13 protein-coding genes, 3 tRNA genes, 1 pseudogene and 1 other annotated feature are annotated in these 18,604 nt (G+C 36.0%); of the genes and pseudogenes, 10 read left to right on the top strand and 7 right to left on the bottom strand.

Annotated features, from left to right (window positions below; all coding sequences use genetic code 11):
- Window positions 1-12: 12 nt before the first annotated feature.
- On the top strand, window positions 13-384 hold the full coding sequence (yaaA, locus tag A3I9_RS0103485; protein ID WP_018377691.1) for a S4 domain-containing protein YaaA: 372 nt from the start codon (window positions 13-15) through the stop codon (window positions 382-384).
- Between the two features lies 1 nt (window position 385).
- On the top strand, window positions 386-1,483 hold the full coding sequence (recF, locus tag A3I9_RS0103480; RefSeq protein WP_018377690.1) for a DNA replication/repair protein RecF: 1,098 nt from the start codon (window positions 386-388) through the stop codon (window positions 1,481-1,483).
- Between the two features lie 38 nt (window positions 1,484-1,521).
- Here the strand turns inward: recF and guaB are convergent, their stop codons facing one another.
- The gene (gene guaB, locus A3I9_RS0103475; RefSeq protein WP_018377689.1) at window positions 1,522-3,003 is read right to left on the bottom strand and encodes an IMP dehydrogenase; all 1,482 of its coding nucleotides are present in this window, start codon (window positions 3,001-3,003) and stop codon (window positions 1,522-1,524) included.
- Window positions 3,004-3,677: 674 nt separating this feature from the next.
- A complete protein-coding gene (gene trpS / locus A3I9_RS0103470; RefSeq protein WP_018377688.1) occupies window positions 3,678-4,700 on the bottom strand; it encodes a tryptophan--tRNA ligase in 1,023 nt (340 codons plus the stop codon).
- Between the two features lie 124 nt (window positions 4,701-4,824).
- Window positions 4,825-5,056: a binding site (T-box leader), on the bottom strand.
- Window positions 5,057-5,156: 100 nt separating this feature from the next.
- Here trpS and A3I9_RS0103465 point away from each other — a divergent pair.
- The 3 genes from A3I9_RS0103465 (at window position 5,157) to A3I9_RS0103455 (ending at window position 10,398) form a co-directional block, all read left to right on the top strand.
- The gene (locus A3I9_RS0103465; RefSeq protein WP_018377687.1) at window positions 5,157-6,029 is read left to right on the top strand and encodes a YitT family protein; all 873 of its coding nucleotides are present in this window, start codon (window positions 5,157-5,159) and stop codon (window positions 6,027-6,029) included.
- A 103-nt stretch (window positions 6,030-6,132) separates the two neighbouring features.
- On the top strand, window positions 6,133-7,752 hold the full coding sequence (locus A3I9_RS0103460) for an ABC-F family ATP-binding cassette domain-containing protein (protein ID WP_018377686.1): 1,620 nt from the start codon (window positions 6,133-6,135) through the stop codon (window positions 7,750-7,752).
- A 45-nt stretch (window positions 7,753-7,797) separates the two neighbouring features.
- Window positions 7,798-10,398 carry a YfhO family protein gene (locus A3I9_RS0103455; protein WP_018377685.1) on the top strand — a complete coding sequence of 867 codons (2,601 nt, stop codon included), beginning with the start codon at window positions 7,798-7,800 and terminating at the stop codon, window positions 10,396-10,398.
- Between the two features lie 73 nt (window positions 10,399-10,471).
- On the opposite strand, the gene A3I9_RS0103450 is transcribed toward A3I9_RS0103455, so the two are convergent.
- Window positions 10,472-10,544, bottom strand: a tRNA-Asn gene (locus A3I9_RS0103450).
- 5 nt (window positions 10,545-10,549) lie between these two features.
- Window positions 10,550-10,621: transfer RNA gene (locus A3I9_RS0103445), tRNA-Glu, on the bottom strand.
- 103 nt (window positions 10,622-10,724) lie between these two features.
- Here A3I9_RS0103445 and A3I9_RS0103440 point away from each other — a divergent pair.
- Window positions 10,725-10,798: transfer RNA gene (locus A3I9_RS0103440), tRNA-Arg, on the top strand.
- An 18-nt stretch (window positions 10,799-10,816) separates the two neighbouring features.
- Here A3I9_RS0103440 and A3I9_RS0103435 read toward each other — a convergent pair.
- Together A3I9_RS0103435 and rlmH are read right to left on the bottom strand one after the other, a co-directional pair.
- Window positions 10,817-11,485: a YoaK family protein gene (locus A3I9_RS0103435; RefSeq protein ID WP_018377684.1), complete on the bottom strand. Its 669-nt coding sequence runs from the start codon at window positions 11,483-11,485 to the stop codon at window positions 10,817-10,819.
- 28 nt (window positions 11,486-11,513) lie between these two features.
- On the bottom strand, window positions 11,514-11,993 hold the full coding sequence (gene rlmH / locus A3I9_RS0103430) for a 23S rRNA (pseudouridine(1915)-N(3))-methyltransferase RlmH (protein ID WP_026217310.1): 480 nt from the start codon (window positions 11,991-11,993) through the stop codon (window positions 11,514-11,516).
- A gap of 192 nt (window positions 11,994-12,185) precedes the next feature.
- On the opposite strand from rlmH, the gene A3I9_RS0103425 reads away from it, so the two are divergent.
- Window positions 12,186-13,379, top strand: coding sequence for a S1C family serine protease (locus A3I9_RS0103425; RefSeq protein ID WP_018377682.1), 1,194 nt, complete (start codon window positions 12,186-12,188; stop codon window positions 13,377-13,379).
- 150 nt (window positions 13,380-13,529) lie between these two features.
- Here A3I9_RS0103425 and A3I9_RS13145 read toward each other — a convergent pair.
- Window positions 13,530-14,809: pseudogene (locus A3I9_RS13145) on the bottom strand (transposase).
- 145 nt (window positions 14,810-14,954) lie between these two features.
- Here A3I9_RS13145 and A3I9_RS0103410 point away from each other — a divergent pair.
- From A3I9_RS0103410 to dnaN, 3 genes are all read left to right on the top strand, one after another.
- Window positions 14,955-15,725 carry a ParB/RepB/Spo0J family partition protein gene (locus A3I9_RS0103410; RefSeq protein WP_018377679.1) on the top strand — a complete coding sequence of 257 codons (771 nt, stop codon included), beginning with the start codon at window positions 14,955-14,957 and terminating at the stop codon, window positions 15,723-15,725.
- A 190-nt stretch (window positions 15,726-15,915) separates the two neighbouring features.
- Window positions 15,916-17,292 (top strand): chromosomal replication initiator protein DnaA, encoded by a 1,377-nt coding sequence (dnaA, locus tag A3I9_RS0103405; protein ID WP_018377678.1) that lies wholly within the window; start codon window positions 15,916-15,918, stop codon window positions 17,290-17,292.
- Window positions 17,293-17,443: 151 nt separating this feature from the next.
- The gene (gene dnaN, locus A3I9_RS0103400; protein ID WP_018377677.1) at window positions 17,444-18,580 is read left to right on the top strand and encodes a DNA polymerase III subunit beta; all 1,137 of its coding nucleotides are present in this window, start codon (window positions 17,444-17,446) and stop codon (window positions 18,578-18,580) included.
- The last annotated feature ends 24 nt before the right edge of the window (window positions 18,581-18,604 follow it).

Genomic DNA, 18,604 nt, shown 5'->3' with positions numbered 1-18,604 from the left:
AGAGGTGAAACCATGGAATACAAATTATTTGACGACTACATCACACTACAATCTTTGCTCAAAACAACTGGAATCCTCCCCTCAGGTGGTGCAATTAAGAGTTACTTAGCTGAACATACGGTTCTTTTTAATGGTGAAAAAGAAGAGCGCAGAGGGAAAAAAATTCGGATTGGAGACCGAATTGAAATCCCCGCTCAAGGAGTGATCATTACACTAGTTGCTCCTTCTGAAGAGGAAAAAATTCAGCGTCAAGAAGATCTACAAGAAAAAGAACAGGTTGCAGCTTTAGTAAAAAAAATGAATCAGAATCTTAGAAAGACGACAAAGACAAAGAAACAAATTACTGAAACAAAGAAACGTCCTGTACGTTTCCCAGGTACCTAACATGTGGCTAGAATCTTTAACTATTCGACATTTTCGTAATTATGAAGAAGCGAATCTTAAATTTCACAATGGTCTGAATATCTTTTTAGGGCAAAACGCCCAAGGAAAAACAAATATCCTAGAGAGTATTTATTTTTTGGCACTAACAAGAAGTCATCGAACTCGTTCAGATAAAGATTTACTCCAGTTCAATCAAAAAAATGTAACTATACATGGAATCCTTCACCGCTCTTCTAGTAAACTTCCGCTTGACATAGAGTTGACAGAAAATGGACGTATCACCAAAATTAATCATCTGAAACAATCTCGGTTATCAGATTATATTGGACATATGAATGTCGTTCTCTTTGCTCCTGAAGATTTACAACTAATTAAAGGAGGACCTGCACTCCGTCGTAAATTTATTGATGTTGAACTAGGACAAATCAAACCCATTTACTTATCTGACCTTTCACAATATAATCATATTTTAAAACAGCGTAATACCTATTTAAAAAGCAGTGATAAAATTGATTTAACTTTTTTATCTGTTCTAGATCAACAGCTAGCTGAATATGGAAGCAAGGTCATTCATCATCGGATAGAGTTTCTTAAAAAATTAGAGCACTATGCACAAACAAAACATAGCAATATTTCACATCATTTAGAACAGTTAACGTTTTCTTACGACTCTTCAGTGAAGTTTACAGAAGGTGTAAACTTAGTTGACGATTTCTTGACAGAGTTGGAAAGAAGTAAGAAACGTGATCTTTTCAAAAAAAATACTGGTGTCGGTCCTCACCGAGATGACATTCATTTTTTTATCAATGGCATCAATGCACATTATGGAAGTCAAGGACAACACCGTAGTCTGGTACTCTCCCTTAAATTAGCTGAAATCGAATTAATGAAAGAAATGACACGTGAATATCCAATTTTACTCCTAGATGATGTTATGAGTGAGTTAGACAACAATCGTCAAATACAATTATTAGAAACGATTTCTGAAAAAATTCAAACTTTTATCACTACTACATCATTAAACCATTTACATACTCTTCCTGAACAATTAAAAATTTTCCATGTGACCAACGGGAAAATTATAGAAGAAGAGCGATAAAAGTGTAAAAGAGCACCATCAAAGTGCTCTTTTTGTTATTATTGAACAGAATAGTTCGGTGCTTCATTTGTAATTTGTACATCGTGAGGATGACTTTCTTTCAAACCAGCTCCTGACATCTCGATAAATTGTGCATTATCATGTAGTTCTTGTAAGTTTGCTGCACCAACATACCCCATACCTGAACGGATACCTCCAAGCATTTGGAAGACAATATCGGCTGCTGCACCTTTGTAGGCCACGCGTCCTTCAATACCTTCTGGAACAAGTTTATTGGCTTCGTTGACAGAACCTTGGAAGTAGCGATCGCTAGAACCTTTCTTCATAGCAGCGATAGACCCCATACCACGATAGGTTTTAAACTTACGACCCTGGAAAATTTCTGTCTCACCAGGTGCTTCATCTGTACCTGCAAACATAGAACCAAGCATAACTGCATTTCCACCTGCTGCTAATGCCTTAACAATGTCACCTGAATACTTGATACCACCATCAGCAATAATCGTTTTACCATATTCACGCGCAACTGCAGCTGCATCATAGATAGCTGTTACCTGTGGTACACCCACACCAGCGATTACACGGGTTGTACAGATAGATCCTGGTCCAATACCAACCTTAACAACGTCTACACCTGCATCATAAAGAGCACGAGCACCAGAAGCTGTTGCAATATTTCCAGCAATCAAAGTACGATCAGGGAAGTGAGCACGAATTTCAGCAATTTTACGTAATACACCAGCTGAATGACCATGTGCAGTATCAATCACAATCGCATCAGCTCCGGCTTCGAAAAGGGCTTCAGCACGTTCAAATGTATCTGACGTGACACCGACAGCACCTGCAACTAACAAGCGTCCAAATTCATCCTTAGCAGCATTTGGAAATTCGATTACTTTTTCAATATCTTTGATGGTAATCAAACCAGCTAAACGACCATTTGCATCTACCAAAGGTAATTTCTCGATGCGGTGTTCATGAAGAATTTTTTCAGCTGTTGCAAGATCTGTTCCAACTGGTGCTGTTACCAATTCATCACTGGTCATATGAGCAGAAAGCGGTGCATCGTAATCTGAGATAAATCGCATATCACGGTTCGTAATAATACCAACCAATTTACGATTTTCAAGAGTTTCAACAATCGGCACACCTGAAATACGATAGCGCTGCATCAACTCTTCTGCTTCATGAACTTTATGATTTGGTGTTAAGAAAAATGGATCAATAATCACACCATTCTCTGAACGTTTTACCTTACGAACTTCTTCGGCCTGTTCAGCAATTGACATGTTTTTGTGAATAACACCAAGACCACCGGCACGAGCAATGGCAATTGCCATCTTGCTATCCGTAACAGTGTCCATAGCCGCAGTAATGATTGGAATATTTAATGTCAAATTCTTGGCCAATTTTGTCTGTAAATTGACATCATTTGGCAATACGTGACTCTCTGCTGGAATCAACAATACATCATCAAAGGTAAAACCTTTTTTCAAAAATTTAGTGTCCCAATTTGACATTTAACATTCCTCTTTTCTACATAATAGGGATTTTGTTTATTTATCATACCATTTTCATATGATTTGTCAACTAAAACCGAATAAAATATCTGTAATTTGCTACATTTATTTTGATTAATTTGATATCACGACTGTTTTAAGTTTTAAAGATATTTTTGTACGTTTTTAGAAAGTTTAATCTTGGCAAACATTAAAAATCAACCTGTGATGGTCTCCGTTAGTAGTCTTAAGAATAGGGTCTTGTCATAAGCAAAAATTTCCTATCAATTTGAGAACACAATCTGTTGCTTGGTGTTTAATAACCTCTTCCATCATTCGAATAGATAAATTATACGAAATAAAGTTTACAACATTTACACTATTTATCAACTATATTGACAAACAATGTAAATTAATCGTAACTACATTAATTAATATTCCTATAGTTGTTACTAAACAAAAAGCATTAAAAATGAGAACTATTTATAACAAACATCGATGAGCATAGTCGTAGATTTTCTTCATAAGGTTTCAAAAACAAAAGGATTTTTAGCTTAGAAAATCTATAATCCCATCTGATTTTCTAATAAATTGTATATAAAAACGAACAGAGACTCTCTTTCAAAATAGAAGAGATAATCTTTGTTCGTTTTTTATTTTAGCATCCAAAGTTTGGTCTAAACCTCTTTACTATCTTAAAAATAGCAAATTCCCATAGCTTCTTTCACCTCAGAAAGTGTCTGACTGGCAGCGACACGCGCATCCTCACTGCCTCTTTTTAGCATAGCAAACACTTCTCCCATGTCTTTGGCATATTCCAAACGTCGTTCACGAATTGGAGCTAGTTCACGTTCTAAGATGTCAAGTAAATAGCGCTTCGTTTTCACGTCTCCCAAACCACCTCGCTGGTAATGATCTTTCATCGCTTCAATTTCAACTCGATCTTCCTCGCGACCGAAGATATCAAGATAATGGAAAACCATGTTTCCTTCAATTTTCCCTGGATCTTCAACTCGGATATGGTTAGGATCAGTATACATGCTCATGACTTTCTTACGAACCGTATCTGCATCATCCGATAGATAGATACCATTTCCAAGTGATTTAGACATCTTGGCATTGCCATCAAGTCCTGGCAGACGACCTGCTTTCTCATTAGTAGGATAAATTCCTTCTGGCTCTACCAAAACATCACAGTTATAGGTATGATTGAAGCTACGAGCAATCTCTCGTGTTTGCTCAATCATAGGCTTTTGGTCATTCCCAACAGGAACGAAATTTGCTTTAAAGGCTGTGATATCCGCTGCCTGTGAAATAGGATAAACCAAGAAGCCTGTTGGGATTGATTCTCCGAAACCTTTTTGAGCAATCTCAGTTTTTACGGTAGGATTGCGCTCCAAGCGCGCCAAAGAAACCAAATTCATATAGTACATGGTCAATTCTGCTAGCTCAGGAATCTGGCTTTGGATAAAAATGGTTGACTTAGCTGGGTCAAGACCAACTGACAAGTAGTCTAAAGCAACATTACCAATAGACTCTCTGATGGCAGCTGATTCTTTAGCATGGTCGGTAAGAGCTTGTTGGTCTGCTAAGAAAACAAACATCTTGTATTTGTCCTCGTTCTGCAAAAGAACGCGATTTTTCAAACTTCCTACATAGTGACCTAAGTGCAATTTTCCAGTTGGACGGTCTCCTGTTAAAATAATTGGTTTTGTCATTTTTTCTCCTTTACATAAAATTGACAGAATTGTCAATTTTTTTACATTAATCTTCTTTTATTAAATAGTAATCCTATATCGATATGATTCTCTGCCTAAAAATAAAAACCCCACGCTAAAATAGCGTGAGGGCATGATCATTTGATACGCGGTACCACCTCAATTGACAATGTGTTGACATTCACTTTACACCATTGTCATCTTCGTAGTACGATAAGGGGTACCACTCCTGAAACTTATTGGTTTGTTTCACATGAAACATCAGCCCATTTCATCCCACTAATTATTGGTTTACAGCTACCACCAACTCTCTAAAAATTAGTTTGGAACTACTCTTTCTGATTCCTATTCATTGTAAAATTTTTAAAGGAGAAAGTCAAGTCATTTCTACTTGACGCCTAGCGCATATTCAGCGATAATATGGAGTATACAATATTGAGAATGGAGGAATGAAAAATGTTAAAAAATAAAATAAAAGACCTTTCTTTTGTGACACTTGGTTCGTTTATAGCTTCTATAGGCTATAATACCATGTTTGTTGAAAATAAAATTGCTTCTGGAGGGGTCGGAGGGCTTGCCATTAGTTTAAAAGAACTTTTAGGATGGAATCCTTCTTTATTTGTTCTTTATATCAATATTCCTCTCTTGATAATCTGTTGGTTTTTTCTAGGAAAATCTGTTTTCTTTAAAACACTTTACGGTTCTTGGATTTACCCGATTTTTATTAATTTGACGGATACACTCCCAACTGTTACCCACAATCCTCTTCTAGCTGCAATCTTTGGGGCAATTGTTACTGGTTTTGGTATAGGACTAGTCTTTCTAGGAAATTCGTCAACTGGGGGAACTGGTATTATCGTACAGGTTCTCAATAAATACACACCGCTTCCTTTTGGGTTACTAGTTGGACTTGTGGATGGATTGATTGTAACAATTGGTTTTCTCGCATTTGATACAGATACAGTTTTATATTCAATTATTTCTTTAATCACTATCACTTATATTATTAACCTCATGATGGCGGGCTCAGATTCACTAAGAAATATTATGGTTATTTCTCAGAAACATCAAGCTATTAAGGAATATATTACAACTGTGGCAGACCGTGGTGTTACTGAGTTTCCAATTTTAGGTGGCTACACTGGTAAAGAAAAACGGATGCTGATGACTATTCTCTCACGTCCTGAATTACAACATATTGAAAATGAGATTTTAAATATTGATGACACAGCCTTTATTATTGTAATGCCTGCTACCCAAGTTCGTGGAAGAGGATTCAGTTTGCAAAAGAATTATAAATTGGATGAGGATATCCTACTTCCAATGTAGTAACATTGAAAAATCACTAATTTTCTAGTAAAATAGTAATAATGAAATATACACAAAAGAGGATGGCAAACATCCTCTTTAAACAAAACACTTAGGAGAAAATATGCTTACAGTTTCTGATGTATCGCTTCGTTTCAGCGATCGCAAATTATTTGACGATGTTAATATCAAATTTACAGAAGGAAATACCTATGGTCTCATCGGTGCTAACGGTGCCGGAAAATCAACGTTCCTTAAAATTTTAGCAGGTGATATTGAACCAACAACTGGGCATATCACTCTAGGACCTGACGAACGTCTTTCTGTTCTTCGCCAAAACCACTTTGACTACGAAGATGAACGAGTGATTGATGTTGTTATCATGGGAAATGAGAAACTTTACAACATCATGAAAGAAAAAGATGCCATTTACATGAAAGAAGATTTTTCTGATGAAGATGGTGTTCGCGCTGCTGAATTAGAAGGGGAGTTTGCTGAACTTGGCGGCTGGGAAGCTGAAAGTGAAGCCTCTCAGCTCTTACAAAACCTCTATATCCCTGAAGAACTCCACTACCAAAATATGAGTGAACTAACAAATGGGGACAAGGTAAAAGTCCTTCTTGCTAAAGCTTTGTTTGGTAAACCAGATGTTCTTCTTTTAGACGAGCCAACCAATGGTTTGGATATTCAATCAATCACTTGGTTGGAGAATTTCCTGATTGACTTTGAAAATACAGTGATCGTTGTATCTCATGACCGTCACTTCTTGAATAAAGTGTGTACGCATATGGCTGACCTAGACTTTGGTAAAATCAAACTCTATGTCGGAAACTACGATTTCTGGAAGCAATCATCCGAATTGGCTGCACGTTTACAAGCTGACCGCAATGCTAAAGCAGAAGAAAAAATTAAAGAGTTACAAGACTTTATTGCACGTTTCTCTGCTAACGCATCCAAGTCAAAACAAGCAACATCCCGTAAAAAAATGCTGGATAAAATTGAATTGGAAGAAATTGTACCATCAAGTCGAAAATATCCATTTATCAACTTTGCAGCTGGGCGTGAAATCGGTAATGATTTACTCCGTGTTGAAAACTTGAAAGTGGTCATGGATGGAGAAACAATTCTAGAAAATATTAGTTTCATCCTTCGTCCAGGCGATAAGACTGCGCTTATCGGACAAAATGATATTCAGACTACAGCGCTCATTCGAGCATTGATGGGAGATATTGAATATGAAGGAACGATTAAATGGGGCGTAACAACTAGCCAATCCTATCTGCCAAAAGATAATAGCCGTGATTTTGCAAGTGGAGAATCTATCCTAGATTGGCTTCGTCAATTTGCTGAAAAAGGTGAAGATGACGATACTTTCTTGCGTGGTTTCTTAGGCCGTATGCTCTTTTCTGGTGATGAAGTTTACAAGTCTGTCAATGTCTTGTCAGGTGGCGAAAAAGTGCGCGTGATGCTATCAAAACTCATGCTCCTCAAGTCAAATGTCCTAATCTTAGATGATCCAACAAATCACTTGGATTTAGAATCAATTTCTAGTTTAAATGATGGTCTAAAAAACTTTAAGGAATCGCTAATCTTTGCTAGCCATGACCATGAATTTATACAAACTTTGGCAAATCACATCATCGTTATTTCCAAAAATGGTGTTATTGACCGTATTGATGAAACGTATGATGAATTCTTAGAAAACAGTGAAGTACAAGCAAAAGTACAAGAACTTTGGAAATAATAAGCAAAGGCGACCTCAATCGCCTTTTCTTTCAAATAAAATGATATGAAACATTTACAACACTATCGCCAGCAAATTATGACACTTAGTCTAGGTTTTTTGCTGCCATTTGCAATCATAACAATACTCTTAGCTTTAAAAGGAATTTGGTGGGGAGGTGACACCAGCATCCTAGCTAGTGATAGTTTTCATCAATATGTTATTTTTAATCAAGTATTACGAAATGCTTTACATGGTGATGGTTCACTATTGTATACTTTTACTAGTGGTCTTGGCTTGAATTTTTATGCCCTATCCTCTTACTATCTAGGTTCCTTCCTATCACCATTCGTATTTTTCTTTGATGTAAAGTCTATGCCGGATGCTATGTACTTGTTAACCATTGTCAAGTTTGGATTGATAGGACTGTCAAGCTCATTTAGCCTTTCTTCCATTTACAAAACTTTACATCGGTGGTTCATCCTGATTTTATCTACTAGCTTTGCACTAATGAGTTTTGCTACCAGTCAATTGGAAATTAACATTTGGTTAGATGTATTTATCCTAATTCCACTCATTTTATTAGGGTTATATCGATTAATCGTCCAAGAAAAATCAATCTTGTATTTTTTATCCTTGATGGTTCTCTTTATTCAAAATTATTATTTTGGGTATATGTCTGCTGTCTTTTTAGTATGTTGGGCCTTGGTCATCATTTCTTGGGATTTTAAAAAAAGAATCAAAAGATTTATTGATTTTACAATTGTGTCAATTTGTGCAACCTTATCCAGTATGATTATGCTCCTTCCAACCATTCTTGATTTACAAACACATGGTGAAACCTTTACAGATGTTGTCAAGTTTAAAACTGAAAATTCTTGGTATCTTGATTTGTTTGCTAAAAACTTAATTGGGAGTTACGATACGACTAAATTTGGAGCTATCCCTATGATTTATGTTGGGCTTATTCCACTGGTATTGACACTTCTCTTCTTTACAATATCGTCAATCAACTGGAAAGTAAAATTGACTCATATAGGATTGATTACATTTCTAATTGCAAGTTTTTACTTAGAACCACTGGATTTATTTTGGCAGGGGATGCATGCTCCAAATATGTTTCTCCATCGCTATGCCTGGATTTTTTCAACTATAGTTATTTATATAGCCGCTGAAACGTTAGTACGAATCAGAGAGATTAAAAGTCTTTCTGTTGTTCTCATTTTTTTGTTTATGTTAGTTGGTTTTTCTGCAACCTTTCTCTTCAAGGATCACTATTCATTTTTAGAAAATATCCATTTTTTCCTTACTATTGAATTTCTACTAGCCTATTTCATTCTTTGGTTTCTCTTTATAAAAAATAGACTCACTCTTCCAATTTTCTCATTAGTAAGTTTGGGATTTGTATTAGTTGAATTATCTATCCATACAAGTTATCAGATAAATGGCCTAGGAAATGAATGGAATTTTCCAAGTCGTTTCAATTACGATCAGCAATTGACAGAGATTGACAGAATTGTAAAGTATTCTAAAAAACTCACAACTGCTTTCTATCGAATGGAACAACTACAACCTCAAACAGGAAACGACAGCATGAAATGCAATTATAACGGTATTTCACAATTTTCATCTATTCGGAATCGTTCATCCAGTTCTACATTAGATAAATTAGGTTTTCGTTCGGACGGTACCAATTTAAATTTACGCTATCAAAATAATACCCTACTGGCAGATAGTTTATTTGCTATTAAGTACAACATCACAAACTCAGAATTATCAAAATACGGGTTTAGCTCTGTAAAAACAATTGATGACCTTCACCTATATCAAAATGCTAATAGCAATCAGCTGGCACTGTTAACCGAGGGAGTTTACAATGATGTCAATTTCTCAAATTTGACATTAGATAATCAGACTAGCTTTTTAAATCAGTTAACTGGACTTCACTTAAATTATTATTCTAAACTCAATCCGACATCTTTTAAAAACGGTACAGTATTAAATAACCGAGTTACTGTTAATGCTGCAGAAGGTGATGAGGTTGCACGTGTTCATTACAATTTAACTGTTCCTGCAAATACTCAACTTTACGTGAGTATTCCCAATATTTCTCTTACAAATGAACATAGTAATGATGTACAATTGACTGTCAACAATGTGTCAACAATCTTTACAACTGATAATGCATTTTCATTTTTTGATGCTGGCTATTTTAATCAGGAAAAAGAAATCAATCTAACTATCAGTTTCCCAGGAAATCGTCAAGTTTCGTTTGATGCGCCAGTATTTTATCGTTTAAATACTCAGTCATTTCAACAAGCAGTTGATATTTTGAAGCACAAATCTATATTGGTCAAAACAAAAGCAAATACGGTTAGTATACATTATGATACCGCTAAAGAGTCATCTATATTTGTTACCTTGCCCTTTGATAAAGGGTGGACTGCTAGTCAAAATGGAGAAAAAATAAGTATACAGCGGGCTCAAAAAGGTTTTATGAAGATAGATGTCAAAGCCGGAAAAGGGACCATAAAAATGACATTCATACCCCAAGGATTAAAAATTGGAATGGTTTTATTTCCTTCAGGCATTCTATTATACACTTTCTATTATCTTGTAAAACAAAAAAGACTGAAGACTTTCTCAAGAAGAATAGAAAAGTCATAAATACACAAAACAGACTGGATTTCAGTCTGTTTTGTGTACATAATAAAAAAAGCACCCTTAAGATGCTCCTCTACTCCGCCAACAGGGCTCGAACCTGTGACATCATGATTAACAGTCATGCGCTCTACCAACTGAGCTATGGCGGATGATATAGTCCGTACGGGATTCGAACCCGTGTTACCGCCGTGAAAAGGCGGTGTCTTAACCCCTTGACCAACGGACCAAATAAGACATTTCTTAGTATAATATAGATTGGATACTTTGTCAAGACTTTTTGTTTCTTGACATTCAGTAATCTTTGCGTTAGAATAAAATGGTTAGAGCGTGGTTCCATAGCTCAGCTGGATAGAGCATTCGCCTTCTAAGCGAACGGTCGCAGGTTCGAATCCTGCTGGAATCATAACAGTCTTAGGTTTTCCTAAGACTTTTTTTCATACCATAATTGAATATTAATATAAAGTAAAGGAATCAGAACAAAAGAAAGAGCATACTCACCTAATAATAAAGAAAGTCTTGTTGAAATAATCACTCCAAACATAAAGCTTAAGATAATAAAAAAGATATTTCTTCCTCTTTTTTGTAAATCCTTATCCTTTTCCATCATTCCCATGAACCAAAGATAGGCAGCATTTTTTACATTTCCTGTCATCATCACATTGGCATAAGAAGCCCCTCTTAATTTTCGGAAGGTCTCCACTTGGATAGAAGCTACAAACGCTAATATCGCCATTGTAAAGCCATTTGGAAAAACAGGGGTTAGAATAACAGCTAAGATAACTAAAATCGTCATCATGACACTACTGCCAAAATGCCAAGAATAAGGACTTTTTAAAAACCATTTCCGTGCTAAATAAGTAAAGAATTGTCCTAAAACAAAAAATAAAATAGGAATTGTAAAATTAAAAACCTGATTCAAGTCTCCTAGAGCTAAATAATAAGCCCAAGAAATCACATTTCCAGATTGTACACCAGCAAACCGTCCTCCCTGTGTAACAAAAGTAAAAGCATTCAAATAACCACTAATAAATGTAAGAAAGGTCGCTACTCGCAAACCTTCAAATACTCGATAATGTTTTTTTCGTGACATGTTTATTCTCCCATTGTTTCACATGAAACTATTTATGATAAGGACTTCCTTGTTGAATCATAAATGCTCGATATATCTGTTCTATCAAAACGAGGCGCATCAACTGATGAGGAAGGGTAAACTGCCCAAAACTCATTAGTAAATTTGCTCTTTGTTTCACTGATGGTGCCAGTCCCAAACTGCCACCAATCACAAATGTAATATCTGAAAAACCTTTTACAGTCGTCTCTTGCAGCATCTTGGCAAATAGTTCAGATGGAAATTGTTTCCCCTCGATAGCCAGTGCGATTACAAATTCACGTTCTCCTATTTTAGAAAGAATCCTATCCGCTTCTTTCTCTAGGATTTTTTGATTTTCAGCATCTGACGCCTGATCAGGTGTTTTTTCATCAGCTAATTCGACAATCTCCAACTTTGTAAACCGTGTCAGCCGTTTGCTGTATTCTGCAATTCCCTCTTTTAAATATTTTTCTTTCAATTTTCCGACTGTTATCATTTTAATTTTCATAAAAATATTGTATCATATCCACAAGGGAATCAACATACATTTTTCTAATTTTGACTTAAAAATCAGGGTTTTTGCACATTGTTTTAAAAGTTATCCACAGTTTGTGGATTATTTTTTGAAAAATTTAAGTTATAATTAAGAAAAAAAAATTACAATACAGTTAACAATAACACAAATAAAAAAGGGGTACTCATGAAAAAAATTGTAAAATTGTCTCTTATCCTATTACTCGGTTTTTTAGGAGGAGTGGCAGGAAATCTTGTCTCTTCTTTTGTAACAAATGCTAATTCTCAAACCCAGACAAATTCTTCCACAAAAACAGATTCTAATCAAACAAATGTTAGTTCTGTCTCTTATGACAATCAGACTTCAACAACTGAGGCAGTAAAAAAAGTTCAAGAAGCAGTTGTTTCTGTCATGAATTATCAAACTTCAACAAATCAGCTTAATTCCATTTTCGGTGAAACATCTACAGAGTCTAATGAATTACAATTAGCTGGTGAGGGATCTGGTGTCATTTACAAAAAAGATGGCAAATATGCCTACATAGTAACTAACACCCATGTAGTGGCAGACGCAAAAGAAATTGAAATCCAACTCTATTCTGGAGAAAAAGTCAAAGCTGAATTAGTCGGTTCCGATACATATTCAGATATTGCTGTTTTAAAAATTGCAGCAGATAAGGTACCGACAGTTGCAGAATTTGCTAATTCAGATTCTATTAATGTAGGAGAAGTAGCTATCGCTATTGGTAGTCCGCTCGGTGCTAATTATGCTAACTCCGTCACTCAAGGAATTGTTTCAAGTCTCAGTCGAAATGTTACATCAAAATCAAAAGATGGTGAAACAGTCTCAACAAATGCTATCCAAACAGATACAGCAGTCAATCCAGGTAACTCAGGTGGGCCTCTCATTAATATTCAAGGTCAAGTCATTGGCATTACATCTAGTAAAATTACTTCCTTTGGAGCAACGTCAAGTGTCTCTGTAGAAGGTATGAGTTTTGCTATTCCTTCTAACGATGCTGTTTCTATCATTGCGAAATTAGAAAAAGATGGAAAAGTAATTCGTCCTGCTCTTGGTATCCGTATGGCCAATATTTCCGATTTGTCTTCTAGTCAATTAGAACGAGCAGGTGTTGATAGCAAAATTACCAGTGGTGTATTAGTTGTTTCTACTGAATCTGGTTTACCAGCAGAAGGAATCTTGAAACAGTACGATGTCATTACTGCTATTGATGGAACAAAAATTAAAACAAGTAGTGATTTACAAAGTGCATTGTACAAAAATGATATTGGAGATACAATTGAAGTAACTGTACAACGAAATGGGAAAGAAGTCACAGAAAAAATCAAACTAACCCATACAACTGAAGATTTATCTTAATCTGTCAAACTGAGGCTGGGACAAAAAGATTTTTAGGTTAGAAAATCTATACCAATAAATCTACTTTTCTAATAAAATGTACATAAAAACGAACAAAGATACTCTTTAGATATATAGGAGATAGCCTTTGTTCGTTTTTTGTTTTATTGTTCAGAGTTTGTCCCAGCCTCTAGCAGACCGAAGACAAACTTCATTTTGGAGTTTGTCTTTTCTTGTATTTTGAACAAAAAGTGTGTACGGGTTGAAAAAATCTGACTGATAACCCTATTTTCGGCAAAATAAAAAGGCCTTCCCGCCAATCGTTTTACCAATTTTTTGATATTTAAGTATGCCAAAGTCAGCCCAACCTTGTTTTCTATTTTGGACTTGCCTCTCTCTCGTGTGTATCTAAGGTTGTGGTATTCTTTAGCCGTGCCAAAGAGCCTCTCAATCGTCTCTTTACGTTTCTGATACCGCTCCCTCATCCCTTTTTGGTGACGGATGTCCTCACAGGTTTCAAGATAATTCTTCCAGATATGTCGTGTGACGGTCTTCTGATGATCTTTATTTTGGGTGCAGATGCTTAGTAAGGGACAGGTCTGACAATGCTTAGAATCACTCTTATATTCACGGTAACCCTCTCGAGTCGTTATGCGATACGGTAGAACCTGATTCTCTGGGCAAAGATAACAATCATAGTAAACATCCTAAACAAAGGCGTTCGGTCGTAACATCCCCTTCTTTCCTCTTGGCCTAGTATATGGAAACAAAGGGGGAATAGCCTTATCCAATAAAAACTTAGCGATGCTTGGATTCTTGTAACCAGAGTCAGCGATAATGACCTGAGGCTTGAAAGGTTCAATCTTGGCAAAGAGGGCTTTTTTTGCGTGTTTCTTCCAATCCTGCTTGATTTCAACCGCTAGTTGTTCACTCATGAAGGCTGCCTGATGAGCTATGACTTGGTTCTGGTATTTTCGATTATTGGCCGCTGCTGTGAGATGAGTGCCGTCTACGAAAATCTCAGAAGGGTCTACCAAGCCAGCGGTTACTGCTTGTTGTAGGACATGCCTAAAGATGTATTCAATGAGAGCCTTTTCTTGGAAACGTCTTGTATAGTTCTTTCCATAGGTTGTAAAATGAGGCACCCGATCATCTAAAGATAGCCCCAAGAACCAACGATAAGCGACGTTAACTTGAATCTCTTTTATGGTCTGACGCATGGAGTGAATCCCATAGAAACATTGCAGGAGAGGGATTTTAACCAATAAGACAGGATCTAAACTAGGGCGACCATTATCCAAGCAGTAGCTATCTTCGACTAAGTCATAGATAAAGGAAAAGTCGATGATAACATCTACCTGACGCAGGAAATGATCCTCAGACACCAGTTCTTCGAGGGCATAAAAACCAACTTGTCGACGATTATAGTTAGGATTTTCCTTATGAAACATAACGCTTCCTCACAAAGCCTTTTCTTTTAGTATACTCCTATTTCAACTAAAAAGCCCTTAGAAACATGTGCTCTAAGGACTTTGTCTTCAATCTGACTAGCTTTACAACATTGTAAAGCTAGTTTTTTTTTGTTAAAATAAGGCCATGGAAGAATTTAAATATATCCCCCTTTCTCAAATCATTGCTAATCCTTATCAGCCTCGACAAGAATTCAATCAACTGAAATTGGAAGAATTGGCTCAATCCATCAAAGAAAATGGTATTATTCAACCTTTAATTGTCAGAAAATCTTCTATTGTAGGTTATGAATTGCTAGCTGGAGAAAGACGACTCCGAGCAAGCCAAATAGCTGGATTAGACGAAGTACCAGTCCTTGTCAAAAACTTATCAGATGATGAGATGCGCTACCAGTCCATTATTGAAAATCTCCAACGTGCAGATTTAAATCCAATAGAAGAGGCCCAATCCTATAAAAAATTGATTGAAACTGGCCTAACTCACGAAGAAATCGCACATATTATGGGAAAATCCCGTCCATACATCACAAATTCTCTGCGTTTATTGAATTTATCACAACCTGTTCAAACAGCGATTAAAAATGGACAGATTTCACAGGGGCACGCGCGCCTACTCATCTCTTATTCAGCTGAAAAACAAGAAAAGTGGCTAGCACATATTATTCAAAATGAACTGAGTGTACGAACACTTGAAAAAGAACTTTCTGCTCCCAAAAAGAAAAGAAACACCGTACAAAATTCTTTTCTGCTAGAAGAAGAAAAACGATTAAAAAAAATGCTTGGCCTTCCTATTCATATTACAGAGCATAAAAATGGAACAGGTACTATTCAAATTGATTTCAAAAATATAGAAGAGTATGAGAAAATTATCCACAGTCTAAAAAACAACTGTGAATAGGAAAAAATTATAAACGGATTTATACACAGGAAATATTTCTAAAAAGCTTTGATTTCATCAGAGTATAGATGTTATTCACATTCTGTGGAAAACTTCCTTCCACAATGTGGAAAAATTTATAAGTTGTGGAAAACTTTTTAAAAGTATGGTACACTAGAATGACTGAATACAAAGAGAAAGGAGAAGAGTGATGGAACAAGAACAGCTATTTTGGCAACGTGTATTACAATTAGCACATGAAAATTTAAAGCAATCCGCCTATGATTTTTTTGTTTCAGATGCCAAATTAATAGCCGTAGATGGAAATAAAGCTATTATTTATCTCGACAGTCCAGTTAAAAAACTTTTCTGGGAAGAAAATTTGAAAATGGTCATTTTAACTGCTGGGTTTGAAATCTTTAACGAACAGTTAAAAACAGACTATCAATTTTCAACTGATGAATCGCCATTTCTTCGCAACGAACAAATGCATCCTCAACAGCAATTTTCTCAAATTGCAGAACCGAGTTATAGAGAAAGCACTTATAATCAGAAACCAGTACATCCTGATATCAAACCCCAGTATACCTTTGATAACTTTGTTCAAGGTGACAATAATCAATGGGCCAAAGCGGCTGCTTTAGCAGTCTCTGATAATTTAGGAGAGCTCTATAATCCTTTATTTATCTTTGGGGGCCCAGGTCTTGGAAAAACTCACTTATTAAATGCTATTGGTAATAAAGTGCTCGACGATAAGCCAACAGCACAAATAAAATATGTTTCTTCTGAAACCTTTATCAATGAATTTTTAGAACATCTCCGATTGAATGACATGGATAATTTTAAGAAAACTTATCGCAACTTGGACTTACTTCTCATTGATGATATTCAATCTTTACGAAATAAAGCTTCTACGCAGGAAGAATTTTTCCATACCTTTAACGCTCTTCATGAAAACAGTAAACAGATTGTTTTAACAAGTGACCGAAACCCGGATTACTTGGATAACTTAGAGGAACGTCTTGTTACGCGCTTTAAATGGGGATTAACGAGTGAGATTACTCCTCCTGACTTTGAAACACGTATTGCTATTTTAAGGAATAAATGTGAAGGATACCCTTACGAGTTTACAAATGATACATTAGCTTACTTAGCGGGGCAATTTAATTCTAATATACGAGATCTAGAAGGAGCTTTAAAAGATATTCATCTCCTAGCTACGATGCGGAAATTAACAGAAATTACAGTAGATGTAGCAGCAGAAGCCATTCGCTCACGGAAACAAACGAATCCGCAAAACATGGTCATTTCTATCGAAAAAATCCAACATGAAGTAGGAACTTTCTATGGTGTTAGTGTAAAAGAACTCAAAGGAGCAAAGCGGGTGCAAAATATCGTTCACGCAAGACAAGTAGCGATGTATCTGGCGCGTGAATTAACAGATAACTCCCTTCCAAAAATCGGAAAAGAGTTCGGAAACCGAGACCATACGACCGTCATGCATGCTTATAATAAAATCAAAAGTATGTTAGCTGATGACGATAATCTTGAAATCGAATTAACCACGATTCGAAATAAAATTCGCTAGTGTGGACAACTTTTAAAAAAAGGAAGGATTTTTCCACAAGTTGTGAACAAGTTAGATTCCTTGTTCTGATAAGCTTTAGCGGTTTTATCCACAAGATTCACAAGTACTACTATTACTACTAACCTTATTATCTATAAATAAAGGAGAATCCATGATTCAATTTTCTATTAATAAAACTGTTTTTTTACAGGCTTTAAATACAACTAAAAGAGCTATTAGCCATAAAAATGCCATTCCAGTACTTTCAACTGTAAAAATAGAAGTCACAACCGAAGGAATTGCTTTAACAGGTTCCAATGGGCAAATTTCTATCGAAAACTTTATTTCTGTCCAAGATGAAAATGCAGGCCTTCTTATTTCTTCAACAGGTGCTATTCTATTAGAAGCTACTTTCTTTATCAATGTGGTCTCTAGTCTACCAGATGTGGTTGTTGAGTTTACAGAGATTGAACAAAAACAAGTGGTGTTAACGAGTGGAAAATCAGAAATCACTCTGAAAGGAAAAGAAGCAGAGCAATATCCTCGACTTCAAGAAGTTCCTACCTCTAACCCTCTTGTATTAGAAACAAAAGTCCTTAAAGAAATTATTAACGAAACAGCCTTTGCAGCTTCGACGCAGGAAAGTCGCCCAATTTTAACAGGTGTTCACTTTGTTTTGACAGATAATACCTCTTTAAAGACTGTTGCTACAGATTCTCACCGAATGAGCCAAAGAATATTAACATTAGAAAAATCTGGGGATAACTTTGATGTAGTGATTCCAAGTCGCTCTCTTCGTGAATTTACAGCCGTATTCTCAGACGAAATTGAAACAGTTGAGGTATTCTTCTCAAATAATCAATTGCTCTTTAGAAGTGAGCATATTAGCTTCTACACGCGCTTATTGGAAGGAACGTATCCTGATACAGATCGATTGATCCCAACTAGTTTCAACACTACTGTAGTATTTGATACGGCTAATCTCCGATATGCAATGGAGCGGGCCCGTCTTTTGTCCAATGCAACACAAAATGGTACAGTGAAGCTTGAAATTACAGGTGGTGTGGTTTCTGCCCATGTAAACTCTCCAGAGGTTGGACGGGTAAATGAAGAACTTGAGATACTTTCTGTAACGGGAGAAGACTTGGTGATTAGCTTCAATCCAACTTATTTGATTGAAGCTTTGAAAGCTATTGGCAATGAACAAGTTAAGATTAGTTTCATTTCTCCAATTCGTCCATTTACTCTCTTACCAAATGCTGAACAAGAAGATTTTGTTCAACTCATCACCCCAGTTCGTACAAACTAATCTAATCCTTTCTTGAAAAAGATT

Origin of the sequence: Streptococcus ovis DSM 16829 (genome assembly GCF_000380125.1) — a bacterium.
Lineage (GTDB): Bacteria > Bacillota > Bacilli > Lactobacillales > Streptococcaceae > Streptococcus > Streptococcus ovis.
Note: the sequence above shows the minus strand (reverse complement) of the source record. Positions and strands in the feature narration are given on the sequence as shown.

What these genes read in the sequence shown, in the direction of transcription:
- yaaA (WP_018377691.1), top strand. Translation starts at nt 13, where the DNA reads ATGGAATACAAATTATTTGACGACTACATCACACTACAATCTTTGCTC.
- A3I9_RS0103455 (WP_018377685.1), top strand. Translation starts at nt 7,798, where the DNA reads ATGAAACATTTACAACACTATCGCCAGCAAATTATGACACTTAGTCTA.
- recF (WP_018377690.1), top strand. Translation starts at nt 386, where the DNA reads ATGTGGCTAGAATCTTTAACTATTCGACATTTTCGTAATTATGAAGAA.
- rlmH (WP_026217310.1), bottom strand. Translation starts at nt 11,993, where the DNA reads ATGAAAATTAAAATGATAACAGTCGGAAAATTGAAAGAAAAATATTTA.
- trpS (WP_018377688.1), bottom strand. Translation starts at nt 4,700, where the DNA reads ATGACAAAACCAATTATTTTAACAGGAGACCGTCCAACTGGAAAATTG.
- dnaA (WP_018377678.1), top strand. Translation starts at nt 15,916, where the DNA reads ATGGAACAAGAACAGCTATTTTGGCAACGTGTATTACAATTAGCACAT.
- A3I9_RS0103425 (WP_018377682.1), top strand. Translation starts at nt 12,186, where the DNA reads ATGAAAAAAATTGTAAAATTGTCTCTTATCCTATTACTCGGTTTTTTA.
- A3I9_RS0103435 (WP_018377684.1), bottom strand. Translation starts at nt 11,485, where the DNA reads ATGTCACGAAAAAAACATTATCGAGTATTTGAAGGTTTGCGAGTAGCG.
- A3I9_RS0103465 (WP_018377687.1), top strand. Translation starts at nt 5,157, where the DNA reads ATGTTAAAAAATAAAATAAAAGACCTTTCTTTTGTGACACTTGGTTCG.
- A3I9_RS0103460 (WP_018377686.1), top strand. Translation starts at nt 6,133, where the DNA reads ATGCTTACAGTTTCTGATGTATCGCTTCGTTTCAGCGATCGCAAATTA.
- guaB (WP_018377689.1), bottom strand. Translation starts at nt 3,003, where the DNA reads ATGTCAAATTGGGACACTAAATTTTTGAAAAAAGGTTTTACCTTTGAT.
- dnaN (WP_018377677.1), top strand. Translation starts at nt 17,444, where the DNA reads ATGATTCAATTTTCTATTAATAAAACTGTTTTTTTACAGGCTTTAAAT.
- A3I9_RS0103410 (WP_018377679.1), top strand. Translation starts at nt 14,955, where the DNA reads ATGGAAGAATTTAAATATATCCCCCTTTCTCAAATCATTGCTAATCCT.